The following is a 14,459-nucleotide window of genomic DNA, read 5'->3' on the forward strand; positions in this document are numbered from 1 at the left end:
AAAATTAATGTTTGAAATGACGAGTCCCAGTAAAAATCATCGCAATGCCATAATGATTCGCTAGATCGATTGATGCTTGGTCTTTAATGCTCCCACCTGGCTGAATAATTGCTTGAATACCATGTTGTGCAGCATATTCCACGCTATCTGCCATGGGGAAAAAGGCATCACTTGCTAAGACGGTCCCTTGTAATTTTCCAGCTGCTTGGGCTTGATCAACTGCAATTTTTACTGACCCAATTCGATTCATTTGACCAGCGCCAATTCCCACTGTTTGACTTTCATTGGCTAAAACAATAGCGTTTGATTTTACATGCTTGACTGCTTTCCAAGCAAAGTTCAATGCGTCTCTTTCAGCTGGTGTGGGTTGGCGCTCTGTAACAACTTGCCATGCTTGGTCATTTTCAACAACTGTATCTTGTTCTTGAATTAATAACCCGCCCATAACAGAAACTAATTCCACCGCTTTTTTTTCTTGAGCATGAAAATCTAACGTTAACAAACGAAGATTCTTTTTCTGAGATAACAGTGCCAGAGCTTCTTCTTCAAAACTAGGCGCAATAATTATCTCTAAAAAGATTTGATGCATTTCAGCCGCAGTCGCTTGGTCCACTGGACGATTCAAAACAACAATGCCACCAAAAATTGAAACTGGATCTGCTTCAAATGCCTGACGATAGGCTGCCAAAATCGTTTTTCCTGTTCCAATTCCACATGGGTTCATATGTTTAACAGCGACGACCGTAGGTTCTGTAAACTCGCTAGCAATCCGGAGCGCTGCATCAGCATCTCGAATATTATTATATGAAAGTTCTTTGCCATGAAGTTGTCGAGCGGAAGCAATGGATAATGATACAGGTACAACGGATTGATAAAAGGTGGCCTGTTGATGGCTATTTTCACCATAGCGCAATGTTTGCTTACGTTCATAAGTAAGCGTCTGTTTCTCTGGTTCAGTTTCACCCACTTGCGTCGTTAAATAGTCAGCGATAAGCGCGTCATAAGCAGCGGTATGACGAAAGACTTTTGCTGCTAATCTTTTTCTAGTGGCTAACTGGCTAGTTCCAGTGCTGCTAATTTCACTTAATACCTGTTCATAATCACTAGGATCAACCACTGCTGTTACGTCTTGATAATTTTTTGCCGCTGAACGTAACATGCTAGGACCGCCAATATCAATCATTTCAATCGCTTCTGCTTCAGAAATCGCTGGTTTTAAAATTGTTTCTTTAAATGGATAAAGATTCACTACTACAAGGTCAATAAAGTGAATGCCTTGTTCAGTCAGTGCTTTTTGATGCGCTTGGTTTCCCCTTTTTGCCAAAAGTCCGCCATGGATATTCGGATGTAACGTTTTGACACGGCCATCTAACATTTCTGGAAAGCCAGTGATGTCGTCAATAGCAAGTGTCGGTACCCCCGCTTCTTCTAAGACAGTCCTTGTTCCCCCAGTAGAGATAATTTCAAAGCCATTTGCAACTAAGCCTGCTGCAAATGTTGTCACTCCTGTTTTGTCTGAAACGCTAATCAATGCTCTTTTGGTCATTTCATTGTCTCCTTTACAATTTGTGAAATTATTTTTGGGTACCATTCGTGCTCAAGAGCATGAATTTTCTCTGTTAATGTGTCCAATGTATCTTCAGTATCAATCTTGGTGGTTGTTTGGAAAATAATCGGTCCTGTATCAACCCCAGAGTCAACATAATGGATAGTGATTCCTGTTATTTTCACTCCATAATGAAATGCCTCTTCAATTCCGTGAAGACCTGGAAAACTAGGTAACAGCGAAGGATGAATATTGACGATTCTCTTTGGATAAGCCTCCAGTAAAGTCTTGCCGATAATTCTCAAATAACCAGCTAACACGATTAAATCGATCTGATGCTCTTTTAAATGTTTCAATACTTGTTCTTCATACTGCCCACGAGATGGAAAATCAGATGGCGAAAAGCAAACAACGGGAATCTTGCGTTTTTGGGCACGGGTCAATACATAGGCTTCAGGCTGGTCACAAAAGACTAAGCTCAACTGCCCTGCGATTTTTTTTTGGGAAAAAGCTGCAGCAATCGCCTCAAAATTGCTACCATTGCCAGATGCAAAAACAGCTATCTTCATAAGGCTTCCTTAAAAATAACGGCTTTCGTTTTCCTAGGTACCAAACGACCAATTTCAAACGCTTCTGGCAAAAGCTCCTGAACTTTTTCAACATGCTCTGGACTCACCGCTAAAATCATCCCTAAGCCCATATTGAAAATTTCATACATTTCTTCAGATGGAATTTCACCGTATTTTTGAATTAATTTAAAAATTGGTAGCACTGGCCAACTATTTAATTGAATCTCTGCAGCTAATGAAGAAGGAAACATTCTTGGTAGATTTTCTAAAAACCCGCCGCCAGTAATATGCGCAGCACCATGCACGAGTCCTGCTTTTAACAATGGCAATAATTCCTTCACGTAAATTTTTGTTGGTGTTAATAATTCTTCCCCTAACGTTTTGGGTGCCAATTCTGGAAGCTTGTCCGTTGTTTTAAACGAATGTTTCTTAAAAAAAACATTTCTTACTAAAGAGTAACCATTAGAATGAAGACCACTTGAAGGAAGACCAATCAAGAAATCGCCTTCTTTTACGTTACTTGGAGTCAAGAGTTGACTTTTCTCAGCAATACCCACGGCAAAACCAGCTACGTCATAAGCATCTACTTCATACATATCAGGCATTTCAGCTGTTTCGCCCCCAATTAAGGCTGCATTCGCCTCACAACAGCCAGCCGCAACACCCGCAACAATTGCTTCAACTTTAGCTGGATTAACGGTCCCTAACGCTAAATAATCTAAAAAATATAACGGTTCGGCGCCTTGTGCGACGACATCATTGACACACATTGCTACACAATCAATTCCGATTGTCTCGTGTTTCTGTTCTTCAATTGCCAAGAGTAACTTTGTGCCTACGCCATCCGTTCCTGATACCAAAACTGGTTCTTTAAGCTTGTAACTACTTAAATCAAAACAACCACCAAAACCACCAAGCATGCCCAACGTTCCCGTCCGTTGTGTCTTTTGGCTATGCTTTTGAATTCGTTCCACTACTTCGTATCCTGCCTCAACATTTACGCCAGCTTTTGAATAGGCATTTTCCATGTCAATTCCTCCTAGTTTCTTTTTTCAAGGATGCTTGATATTGTTCTTCATAATCATACAAAGGCGTTGGATAGTCTCCATTAAAGTAAGCCATACACAGCCCAGAATAAGGAGCATCATAATTTAATTGAATCCCATCAATCAGCCCTGCTTCACTCAAAAAAGCCAGCGAATCTGCGCCAATCTGCTCTTTGATCTCTTCAATTGAATAGTTTGCCGCAATTAGTTCGTCCCGCGTCTGTATATCAATGCCATAAAAACACGGATATTTTAATGGTGGTGAAGCAATTCTGACATGAACTTCTTGCGCTTCTGCTTCTTTTAATAAATGAATAATGCGTCGAATAGTGGTCCCGCGAACAATCGAATCATCTACTAAAATGACTTTTTTTCCTTTGACCACGCCACGAACTGCCGATAGTTTCATACGGACACCTTGTTCTCTTAATTCTTGTGTCGGCTGAATGAATGTTCGAGCGACATATTGATTTTTTACTAAACCTAGTTCGTAAGGAATCCGTGCTTCTTCTGCATAGCCGCTAGCTGCAGACAATGACGAGTTTGGTACCCCAATTACCATATCAGCTGCGACTGGACTTTCGATTGCCAAGTTCTTCCCCATTCTTTTACGAGCTGTATGCACATTAACTCCAGCAATAGTTGAATCTGGTCGTGCAAAATAAATATATTCCATTGCGCAAATCGCTGGTTGGACTTCCGTAGTGAAAACCTCTATTTTCAAGCCTTCATCAGAAATGATGACTACTTCACCAGGCGCCACATCTTGAATAAAGCGAGCCCCAACTGTTTCTAATGCACACGTTTCGGATGCCACAACGTACGCCCCATTGTTCATTTGTCCGATGGAGAGAGGGCGAAAGCCATTGGGATCGAGTGCAGCAATCATCATCGTTTCTGTTAATAAAAGATAAGCAAAGCCCCCCTTAACCAAATTCAAGCTCTCTTTTAGTTTATCGAGAAACGAGGCAGCAGTGCTTTTTCGAATCAAGTGCATTAAAATTTCAGTGTCTGAATTGGAATGAAAAATAGCGCCTTCTATTTCTAGTTGTTTTCGTAAACGCTTGGCATTTGTCAAATTGCCATTGTGTGCTAACCCAATTTGACTATCATAAAATTTAAATAAAAATGGCTGAATATTATCCACGCTACCCGTACCAGCGGTTGCATAGCGTACATGACCAATAGCCGCCGTTCCTTCTAACGCATTCAGTTGTTCTTGCTTTTGGAATACTTCTGCTAATAAACCTAAATCACGGTGGCCATCTAATTTCCCAGAATTGTTCGCCACAATTCCCGCGCCTTCTTGGCCTCGATGCTGCAAGCTGTGTAAGCCAAAATAGGTCACGTGTGCCGCATCAGGATGACCCCAAATACCAAAAATACCACACTCTTCATTTAAGCTTTTTGCTTCATAAGACATGGAATCGCATCCTCCCATAAGGCTTTGGCTTCTTTTGTTGAACAATTGATCACATCATCTAACGCATTGATGACCAAACCAGTTTCAGTCACTTTCCCAATGTGTTGGGCTTTTTTTCCAATTAGTGTTTCAAATTCTTCTTGATGCTGGGGACTAACTGAAAGAATAAAACGGGATTGCGTCTCCGCAAATAGATATTCTTTTTTTAATGGCAGTATCACCTGTAACCCCAGTTCGTTAGCAAAAGCCGACTCGGCTAAAGCAACGGCAACGCCGCCTTCAGCGCAATCATGCGCGCTAGCAACTAGGCCTGCTTGAATTGCTTTTAAAACTAATTCTTGGTTTGCTTTTTCCTCTTTTAAATCAAATGAGCGTAATTGCCCTTCAATTCGGCCCAGTTGCATTTTTTGAATTTCTGAGCCGTTAAAATCTGCGTGGGTTTCACCGATGAGATAAATTAAGTCATCCACTTGTTTAAACGCTTGTGTGGTAATTTGTGAAACATCTTCAATCACGCCCACCATGCCAATCATCGGCGTAGGGTAAATGGCTTGACCATCTGTTTCATTGTAAAGAGAGACGTTCCCTGAAATCACGGGTGTTCCTAGCTGACGGCAGGCTGCGGCGATTCCATCCGCCGACGTCCATAATTCCCAAAAACTTTCTGGTTTATCAGGGGAACCATAATTCAAACAATCAGTGATAGCCAAAGGTTGTGCTCCACTTGCTACAATATTACGGGCTGCTTCTGCAACCGCAATTTGCCCACCAATTTCAGGATTTAAATACAAATAACGGCTATTACAATCTGTTGTCATCGCTAAGGCTTTATTGGTGCCCCGCACTCTTAAAACAGCTGCATCACTTCCTGGTTGCACCACTGTATTCGTTTGTACTTGACTATCATAGGTTTCGTAAACTGATTTTTTCGATGCAATCGTTGGCTGTTGCAATAGGCGTTTTAATAATTCCGTACTATTCGTAATTTCTGGAATGAAGGGCGCTAATTTTTTAAAAGCACGCATCCGTTCTGGTTCTTGATAGGCTTTCTGGTAAACAGGTGCTTCTTCTGCCAAAGCATCTACTGGTACATCTGCGACTATTTTGCCACCGTGAAAGACACGATACTGTCCATCATCTGTTACGGAGCCAATCGCTACCGCTTCTAAGTTATACGTTTGAAACAATTCACAAGCTTGCTGTTCTGCTCCTTTTTCCACACAGATTAACATCCGTTCTTGGGACTCAGACAAGAGCATTTCATAGGGGCTCATCTGCGTCTCTCTCTGTGGAACTTTATCTAGCTCTAGAATCAAGCCTGAACCTGCTTTTGATGCCATTTCAGCACTTGAAGAAACCAAGCCAGCCGCCCCCATATCTTGGATGCCGATTAAAATATCCTGATGATTTTTGATTAAATCAAGACAAGCTTCCAATAATAATTTTTCCATAAACGGATCACCTACTTGTACCGCAGATCGTTGCTGTTCTTCACCTTCACTAAATTCTTCTGAAGCAAAGGTCGCACCGTGAATTCCATCTCGTCCTGTTTTTGCACCTACATAAAGAATGCTATTTCCGACGCCTTTTGCTTGGCCTTTTTGAATCTCATCATGACGAATCAATCCCACACACATAGCATTAACAAGTGGGTTTCCTTGATAACATGGCTCAAAAGCAATTTCGCCGCCAACGGTTGGAATACCAATACAATTTCCATAACCGCTAATCCCCGCCACAACTTCTTGAAACAAATAACGTGTTCGTGCATCCGTCAGTTCGCCAAATCTTAACGAATCCAGTAAAGCAATCGGCCGCGCCCCCATACTGAAAATATCGCGAATAATTCCACCAACGCCTGTAGCTGCTCCTTCGTAAGGTTCTACTGCAGAAGGATGATTATGGCTCTCTGCTTTAAAAACAACAGCTAATCCGTCACCAATATCGACAATCCCAGCTCCTTCACCAGGGCCTTGAAGCACTTGTGGCCCTTCCGTCGGAAACTTTTTTAAAACGGGCTTGGAATTTTTGTAAGAGCAATGTTCACTCCACATCACGGAGAATAAGCCAGTTTCTGTATAATTAGGTTCTCTTTGCAAAATGGTCTCAATCTGATGATATTCTTCATCTGTTAGTCCCCATTCTGCATACAACCGTGTCTCCTTGATTTCTTTTGGTGTTGGTTCATTCATCATTGGCTTAATTCCTTTCCAAAGTTTTTAATGATTGAAGCAAAAAAGCTGCGTCCATCTGTTGAACCTAACAATTCTTCCATCGCTCGTTCCGGATGAGGCATCATTCCTAGAACATTGCCCTGTTCATTACAAATACCAGCAATATTCGCAAGACTACCGTTCACCTTTTCTTGATACGTAAAAACAATTTGGTTCTTTTCTTTCAGCTCTTTCAACGTTTTTTCATCACAATAGTAATTCCCTTCGCCATGCGCTACTGGTAAATGTATCGAAACATTTTCAGGATACTCGCTTGTAAACTTTGTGTGCGTATTCACTTTCAATGGGACACTTTTACAAATAAAACGAAGCGAATCATTTCTTAGCAACGTGCCAGGAAGTAAGCCAATTTCTGTTAAAATTTGAAAGCCATTACAAGTACCAAAAACCATTTTGCCTTCTGTAGCAAAGCGAATCACCTCATTGATAATTGGCGAAAACCGAGCAATTGCACCACAACGTAAGTAATCGCCATAAGAAAAACCGCCCGGCAACAATACGCCATCAAATTTTGCTAAAGAAGTGGCATCATGTCGGACAAATTCTGCATCGACGCCCATCACCTCTTTGACAGCCCACAATAAGTCTGCATCACAATTGGATCCTGGAAAAACAATCACTGCCAATTTCATTTAAATTTCCTCCAAAGATAAAATTTCAAAACGATAGGATTCCATATTTACATTGGCTAATAGTTGATCACAAATTTGTTCAATTTTCTCTTCAATTGCTTCTGTCTGCTGGACGTGCATTTCAAAATACTTACCGACACGGATTTCGGCTACTTCTGTAAAACCAAGCCGATGGACTGCTTCCTTAACCGCTTCACCTTGGGGATCCAAAATTGATTCTTTATACGTAACATAGACTTTGACAAAATACATACGCGCTTCCTCCTCAATTAGCTGTTAGTAAACGTTGTAAAACTTCTTCATATACAGGAACTATTTCTCCTAATTCACGGCGATAAACATCTTTATCCAGATGTTCGTTTGTGTTTAAATCCCATAGACGACAGGTGTCTGGAGAAATTTCATCTGCCAGTAACAATTGATTGGCCTTCGTCCGACCAATTTCAATTTTAAAATCGATCAAACAAATATTGAGGCGTTGAAAGAGTTGACTAAGCGCCTGATTAATTTGTAAAGCCAATGCTTTAATCTCCACAATTTCAGCAGGAGTGGCTACTTTTAGAAATTGAATATGGTCTTCGTTAATAAAAGGATCATCCAGACGATCTTCTTTGTAATAAAATTCAATAATGGGCGTCACTAATTTAGTGCCCTCTTCAATCGCTAAACGCTTCGAAAAACTTCCTGCCGCATAATTACGTACGACAACTTCCAAAGGAATCATTTCTACGGCCTGAATTAATTGTTCGTTTTCAGATACTTTTTTGATAAAATGATTGGGAATCTTCTGTTGCTGTAAATGTTCAAAAATTAGACTAGTGATTTGATTATTTAAAGCGCCTTTCCCAAGAACTTTGTCTTTTTTTTGACCGTTTAAAGCTGTTGCTTGATCAAGATATTCCACAAAAAGAACCGCTGCATTTTCTGTTTGATACAACTTCTTCGCTTTTCCTGTATACACAAGTGCTTTCTTTTCCATTCTTTCCCTCTTCTCGTTAGCTTCATGAACCCTATTCTTTCTAAGCCAGCTGATTTACATCAGTTAAAAACTTACATTAGTTACAAAAAAACAATAATCGTTCGTGTTTGTCGAATGTAAAAATAAAAAACTTGCTTGGAGCAAGCATTTATTAAGTTACGTTCCAAATACCAACAGTCTCAATTTCCTTTAACGTTTCTGATAAGCAAGGTGTTGTAATGGTGACGTGGCCCATTTTTCTGCCAACTTTTGATTCGGCTTTTCCATAGTAATGGACTTGCCAAGTGGGTTTTGACGTGCATAACTGGTAGCTTTTTTCTAAGTGTTCACCTAAGAGATTCACCATAACCACTGGTTGAAGTAACTGGGGTAACCCAATGCCCCAATTGCTAATCCCTCGAATATGCGCATCAAATTGACTAAATAAGCAAGCTTCAATAGAGTAATGACCTGAGTTATGAGGCCGTGGCGCTAATTCATTGACGTACAACTCTTCTGAATCCGTTAAAAACAGTTCGATAGCTAAAACCCCAGATAAATTTAATTCCTCAGCAATGTGTTGCGCCAATTCCGTTGCTTTTTGTTGCACATTCTCAGAAATTCGAGCGGGCACAATTGATTCATGCAAGATATTCTTTCGATGAATGTTTTCAGATACAGGAAAGCTTTGGTAACCATGCTTATTCCCTGCAACGATGATTGAAAGTTCTTTAGTGAAAGGCACCCACTTTTCTAATTCACAAGTGGTGTTAGCTAATAATTTAGTCGCTTGGGAGAAATCCTCTTCGCATTTTAAGACGACCTGTCCTTTTCCATCGTATCCACCTTGAATAGTTTTTAAGACACATGGAAAACCAATCTTTTCTGTTGCTTGTGGCAGCTCTTTCTGACTTTTCACTTCCGTAAAAGGGGCAATCTTACAGCCAATCGATTGAAGAAACATTTTTTCAAGCAATCGATTTTGAGTAATTTTTAACAATTCTGTTCCTTGTGGCAGCTTTTCTAGTGGAATGGCCTTTTCTAGGGAGGCCACTTCAATATTTTCAAATTCATAGGTGATCACATCGCATAACTCTGCTAGTTCAGTTAAAGCAGATATCTGATCAAAGGCTGCCACAATTTGACGGTCAGCTACTTGACCAGCTGGACTATTGAGCGTTGGGTCCAACACAATCATTTGGAAACCCATTTTTTTACCACTCATGACTAGCATTCGCCCTAACTGTCCCCCACCTATAATGCCAATAGTTGCTCCGACTTTTAAAGGTTTATTCAAGTTGTTCCCCACTTTCCATAACCGCTTTTTCCAATGATTGTCGTCTTGCTTGGATTCTTTCTGCTAACTGTAAATCATCAATACTTAGTATTTCTGCAGCTAATAACCCAGCATTGGTAGCACCTGCTGAGCCAATCGCAGTTGTTGCTACAGGAACTCCCCCTGGCATCTGCACAATAGACAACAGTGAATCAATACCGTTTAATGTTCGTGTTTTAACTGGAACACCAATGACAGGTAAGGTTGTCTTTGCAGCTACCATCCCTGGTAAATGGGCCGCTCCACCAGCGCCAGCAATAATAACCTTCAATCCTTTTGTTCGTGATTCCTCTGCAAAACGAAACATCAAATCAGGGGTCCTATGTGCTGATATCACTCGTTTTTCATAAGGAATTTTCAACTCTTCCAACACAAGACAAGCAACTTTCATCGTTGCCCAGTCTGAGGTACTTCCCATAATCACAGCGACTAATGGTTTCATGAATGTAATAACTCCTTCCGCCTTTTTTCACTGTTATTCTAACAATGAGAAAAAGAGATGTCAAAGAAAAACCGAAATATTATAAATTAAAATTATATAATGTTTGTGTTTATCAAAAAAAAGAGCCATCGGAAAGATGACTCTTTTTTGCTATTTTTAGCGTTGCTTCCTCTTTAAGAAGAAACGTCGCCTGTATTAATAACTGGTTGTGTGCCCTTATCAGTAATGATTGAGACTAGTAAATTATTAATAAGTTGTACTTTTCGTTCATCGGTAAAATTAATTTCTTGCCCTTCTTCAATCTGTTCTAAGGCCATTTGTGTCATGCTTACCGCACCTTCAACAATTGTTTGTCGGGCCGCTAAGATTGCTTTTGCTTGCTGTCTTTGCAACATGGAGCTAGCAATTTCAGTTGCATAAGCTAAATGATTCAACCGTGTTTCGATAACCTCTACACCAGCCACTGCTAAGCGTTCTTGCAATTCTTTGGTTAACTCCTCGGAAATTTGTTCGGTATTTCCTCGCAGAGTTACATCATTATCTGAAAAAGTGTCATAAGGATATTGTGTTGCTACATGCCGGATTGCCGTTTCGCTTTGAATTTCCACAAAGTCTTGATAATAATCGACATTAAATAACGCCTTAGCTGTATCGACTACCCGAAAAACGATGACCGCAGAGATTTCGATTGGATTCCCGTCAGAGTCATTGACTTTTAATAGAGAACTATTGAAATTTCGTACTTTCAAAGAAATGTTCATTTTTTGCGTAAATGGAATGGTAATAAACAACCCATTTTCTTTAATCGTACCTAAGTAACGACCAAAAAATAAAATAGCTTTCGCCTGGTTGGGACTAACAATAGTTAGGGAACTTAAAAATAAAATAGCCCCAACTAACAAAATAATACCTAAAACAACAAGAACTCCATTGGTATGACTTGCTCCATAAATAAATAAACCAATTCCCGCAATTAAAATAACTAATAAGCTCGCAATTCCTACGTAGCCACTCATATAAAATGTTTTTTTCTCTTCCATCTGTTTCACTCTCCTAACTCATTTATCTGGTCCTTATTATACACCTCATTGCCTTCAATAGAGTAACTTTTAACATTAAATAAACTGATTTTTTCGGGGCTCTTGTAGTATACTGAGAACAAAGAAATCCCAAGAAAAGGAGTGATAGAATGCGCTATTTAAGCAAGGACATTTTAGAGGAAGTCATCACTCAACGCCCCTCTGACTCTTATAAAAGTAATTTTGGGCGTGTTGTATTAATCGGAGGAAACCGACAATATGGCGGAGCCATCATCATGAGTACCGAAGCGTGTATCAATAGTGGCGCTGGTCTCACCACTGTGATTACTGATGTTAAAAATCACGGGCCTTTACATGCAAGATGCCCAGAAGCGATGGTCGTGGGCTTTGAAGAAACAGTCCTTCTGACGAACGTCGTAGAGCAAGCGGAGGTTATTTTAATTGGTCCAGGTTTAGGCTTAGATGCTACTGCACAACAAATGTTGAAGAGGGTGCTTGCCCAACATCAAAAACAACAATGGTTAATTATCGATGGCTCAGCAATTACCCTGTTTAGCCAAGGTAATTTTTCCCTTACCTATCCTGAAAAAGTTGTTTTCACACCTCATCAAATGGAATGGCAACGTTTGAGTCACTTACCTATTGAGCAACAAACACTGGCAAATAACCAGCGCCAACAAGCAAAATTAGGCAGTACGATTGTTTTAAAAAGTCATCGCACCACAATTTTCCACGCAGGAGAACCTTTTCAAAATACAGGTGGCAACCCTGGGATGGCTACTGGCGGAACTGGGGATACCTTGGCTGGCATCATTGCTGGTTTTTTAGCTCAGTTTAAGCCGACAATTGAAACCATTGCTGGCGCCGTCTACTTACACAGTCTCATTGGAGATGATTTGGCCAAAACTGACTATGTTGTTTTACCAACGAAGATTAGTCAAGCCTTGCCGACATATATGAAAAAATATGCCCAGCCACACACTGCACCTGATTCTGAACTATTAGAACAGAAGCGTTCGAGATAAAACCCGAAAAGGCTAAATGGTGACAAATTTTGGGTTAAAAAGCAGGATTTAAGCCTGGGCCGAAAATCAAAAGCGATTTTCAGCCCAGGCTCTCTTTTTATTTTTCCTTATAAACATTTTTTAACGTTAATGGAGCGCCAAAGGTATGAAAATTCAAGCCTTTGACTTTATCATTTTGCAGGACTGTTTGTTCATTTTGGCTAAGTGGAATCATGCCAGCAGTCGTTTCAATCACTTCTTTTTCAGCTGCAATCAGTGTCGCCCATCTTTTTTCTGGCTCTAAGGCATAGGTTGTGGCTGCTTCATCTAATAATTTGTCATAGACGGGGTTCTGATAATTGCGATCATTGCCCTTGTATAAAGTCATCAGGGTAGAAATAGGGTCTTGATAGTCTGGTGTCCAGTAAATTAAGAATAAATCATAGTCACTTTCTCGCCCAAAGTTCAATGCAGCTTCAGTCGGCAATGCGGTTAGCTCTATTGTCAAACCAGGAAACAGTTCTTGTAGCGAGCCTTGCAAACTTTCACCAATTTTTTTGTAAGAACCATCATCTGTTACCATCAATTCAACGTTAACCTTTTCTCCTAATTCTGCTTGTGCTTTTTTCCAATAACTTTGCGCTTTTTCTTTGTTATAAACCATTAAATTACCTGCTTCTTGACGAAAATCGAGGCCTGTTGTGGGATTCGCCACAAAACCTTCCGTGATCGCACCATGTAGCGCTTTAGAACCATCTGCAATAATATTATTGACTAGATTTTCTTTATCTATGCCTAAAGCCAACGCTTTACGCAGGTTTTCGTTTGCAAGCGGCGTTGCTTGCCCTTTCCGTTTTTGATTTAAGCGCAAATAGTTCATTGTCGCTGTTGGATACGAATGATACAACGTATTATTTTTATTCTGTTGCGCCAGTTCACCACTTAGTGTAGCCACATCTAATTGTCCATCTTCAAAAAGATTCAATGCGGTAGATGTTTCTTTGATAACCGTATAATTGATAATGTTTGAGCGCACGTTCTGGTGATCCCAATAGCGATTATTTTTTGCTAGTTGCCAGTCCATCTTTGTTTGCTGCCAATCTTTTACCACGAACGGACCATTATAGACGACTTTATCACTAGCAGTTCCATAGTCCGCACCAAATTGTTCGACTACTTTTTGATTTTGCGGGAAAAATGTCGGAAAAGCTAACAAGGACGTAAAGTACGGTTTTGGCTCTTTGAGCGTCACTTTTAATGTATAATCATCCACAGCTGTGACACCTAGTTCATTGGGTGCTAATTTCCCAGCTGAGATTTCTGCACCATTTTGAATTGTTTCAACGATGAGGAAGCTATAAACAAAGCCGTTTTTAGGATCAATCATTTTTTTCCAAGCATATTCAAAATCATGTGCTGTGACAGGATCATCGTTACTCCAAACCGCTTCTTTTCTCAAAGAAATCGTGTAAGTTTTTCCATCTTCTGAAATCGTCGGCAATGCTTTCGCTACGGCTGGTACCAATTGGTCTTGTTCATCTAAACTATATAACCCTTCAAACGCTGCAGTTTGGACAATAGCATCTGGAAAATCCAATAATACAGAGGTGTTGAGCGTTGTTAGTTCTGAAGGTGACATCAGTTGAACGGCTTCTTTGGTATTTTTCTGTTTCTTTTTATTTTCATTTTTATTGGTACACCCAGCTAAAAATCCTACCAATAAAACACAAACTATTGTGATTTTTAAATACATTTTCATCTTCTTTCTCCTATAACTCTTCATTTTTTTATGCTTTTACTTACAGAAAGACAGCTCCCCTTTTATTCTGTCCTTTCCACAAGCATCCAGACAACGACCGCCGGCTCCAACCCATCATTATAATTAATGTGCCCCTCACCAGCTTCAATTAATTGGGCTTGTCCGGCTTTTCCAACTAAGTCTTGACCATCTTCTAAAATCGTATGTGCTTCGCCAGAAATCACATAAGAATATTCATCCTGTTCATGGCGAGCATATCCAGCTAAAGGCCGTTTTTCACCAGGCTGTAATGTAATAATGCCCATTTGAACTTGTGCATTTGGTTGGTTTTCTTTATCAAAAAAAATCGTCATTTCTTCTGATTCTGCTGATTTAATAAGCAATAGCTTTCCCGTTGCCAAAAATCTATAAATATTTCTAACCAACTATAAAAGTTGTCAGATTTATGTTTATTTCCTGTTTCTACGTGT

General features: G+C 40.0%; 14 protein-coding genes. 1 reads left to right on the plus strand and 13 read right to left on the minus strand.

Annotated features, from left to right (window positions below):
- Positions 1-4: 4 nt before the first annotated feature.
- The 11 genes from purH to IGK70_RS08025 form a co-directional block, all read right to left on the minus strand.
- Positions 5-1,591, minus strand: a complete 1,587-nt coding sequence (gene purH, locus IGK70_RS07975) for a bifunctional phosphoribosylaminoimidazolecarboxamide formyltransferase/IMP cyclohydrolase (protein WP_373415119.1) — start codon at positions 1,589-1,591, stop codon at positions 5-7.
- Entirely contained in the window at positions 1,543-2,115 is a 573-nt protein-coding gene (gene purN / locus IGK70_RS07980; RefSeq protein ID WP_002366811.1) for a phosphoribosylglycinamide formyltransferase, read from the minus strand. The genes purH and purN overlap by 49 nt, the downstream gene beginning before the upstream one ends.
- Entirely contained in the window at positions 2,112-3,143 is a 1,032-nt protein-coding gene (gene purM, locus IGK70_RS07985; RefSeq protein WP_002408888.1) for a phosphoribosylformylglycinamidine cyclo-ligase, read from the minus strand. Before purM ends, purN begins: the two co-directional genes overlap by 4 nt.
- A gap of 1 nt (position 3,144) precedes the next feature.
- Positions 3,145-4,584, minus strand: coding sequence for an amidophosphoribosyltransferase (gene purF, locus IGK70_RS07990; protein ID WP_104855520.1), 1,440 nt, complete (start codon positions 4,582-4,584; stop codon positions 3,145-3,147).
- Positions 4,560-6,779: a phosphoribosylformylglycinamidine synthase subunit PurL gene (gene purL, locus IGK70_RS07995; RefSeq protein ID WP_104855521.1), complete on the minus strand. Its 2,220-nt coding sequence runs from the start codon at positions 6,777-6,779 to the stop codon at positions 4,560-4,562. The genes purF and purL overlap by 25 nt, the downstream gene beginning before the upstream one ends.
- Entirely contained in the window at positions 6,776-7,450 is a 675-nt protein-coding gene (gene purQ / locus IGK70_RS08000; protein ID WP_002361952.1) for a phosphoribosylformylglycinamidine synthase subunit PurQ, read from the minus strand. The genes purL and purQ overlap by 4 nt, the downstream gene beginning before the upstream one ends.
- Positions 7,451-7,702, minus strand: coding sequence for a phosphoribosylformylglycinamidine synthase subunit PurS (purS, locus tag IGK70_RS08005; protein ID WP_002357271.1), 252 nt, complete (start codon positions 7,700-7,702; stop codon positions 7,451-7,453).
- A 13-nt stretch (positions 7,703-7,715) separates the two neighbouring features.
- Complete coding sequence (purC, locus tag IGK70_RS08010) at positions 7,716-8,429, minus strand: phosphoribosylaminoimidazolesuccinocarboxamide synthase (RefSeq protein ID WP_002407785.1); 714 nt, start codon at positions 8,427-8,429, stop codon at positions 7,716-7,718.
- Positions 8,430-8,580: 151 nt separating this feature from the next.
- Positions 8,581-9,705, minus strand: coding sequence for a 5-(carboxyamino)imidazole ribonucleotide synthase (purK, locus tag IGK70_RS08015; protein WP_104855522.1), 1,125 nt, complete (start codon positions 9,703-9,705; stop codon positions 8,581-8,583).
- Positions 9,698-10,186, minus strand: coding sequence for a 5-(carboxyamino)imidazole ribonucleotide mutase (gene purE, locus IGK70_RS08020; RefSeq protein ID WP_010822914.1), 489 nt, complete (start codon positions 10,184-10,186; stop codon positions 9,698-9,700). The genes purK and purE overlap by 8 nt, the downstream gene beginning before the upstream one ends.
- A 173-nt stretch (positions 10,187-10,359) precedes the next feature.
- On the minus strand, positions 10,360-11,226 hold the full coding sequence (locus IGK70_RS08025; protein WP_002357267.1) for an SPFH domain-containing protein: 867 nt from the start codon (positions 11,224-11,226) through the stop codon (positions 10,360-10,362).
- A 149-nt stretch (positions 11,227-11,375) separates the two neighbouring features.
- On the opposite strand from IGK70_RS08025, the gene IGK70_RS08030 reads away from it, so the two are divergent.
- The gene (locus IGK70_RS08030) at positions 11,376-12,251 is read left to right on the plus strand and encodes an NAD(P)H-hydrate dehydratase (RefSeq protein ID WP_010707493.1); all 876 of its coding nucleotides are present in this window, start codon (positions 11,376-11,378) and stop codon (positions 12,249-12,251) included.
- Positions 12,252-12,348: 97 nt separating this feature from the next.
- Here the strand turns inward: IGK70_RS08030 and IGK70_RS08035 are convergent, their stop codons facing one another.
- Together IGK70_RS08035 and IGK70_RS08040 are read right to left on the minus strand one after the other, a co-directional pair.
- Positions 12,349-13,989, minus strand: a complete 1,641-nt coding sequence (locus IGK70_RS08035) for a peptide ABC transporter substrate-binding protein (protein WP_104855523.1) — start codon at positions 13,987-13,989, stop codon at positions 12,349-12,351.
- A gap of 62 nt (positions 13,990-14,051) precedes the next feature.
- Complete coding sequence (locus IGK70_RS08040) at positions 14,052-14,372, minus strand: cupin domain-containing protein (RefSeq protein ID WP_002357264.1); 321 nt, start codon at positions 14,370-14,372, stop codon at positions 14,052-14,054.
- Between the last annotated feature and the right edge of the window lie 87 nt (positions 14,373-14,459).

Origin of the sequence: Enterococcus sp. DIV0358 (assembly GCF_051713465.1) — a bacterium.
Taxonomy (GTDB): Bacteria; Bacillota; Bacilli; order Lactobacillales; family Enterococcaceae; genus Enterococcus; species Enterococcus faecalis.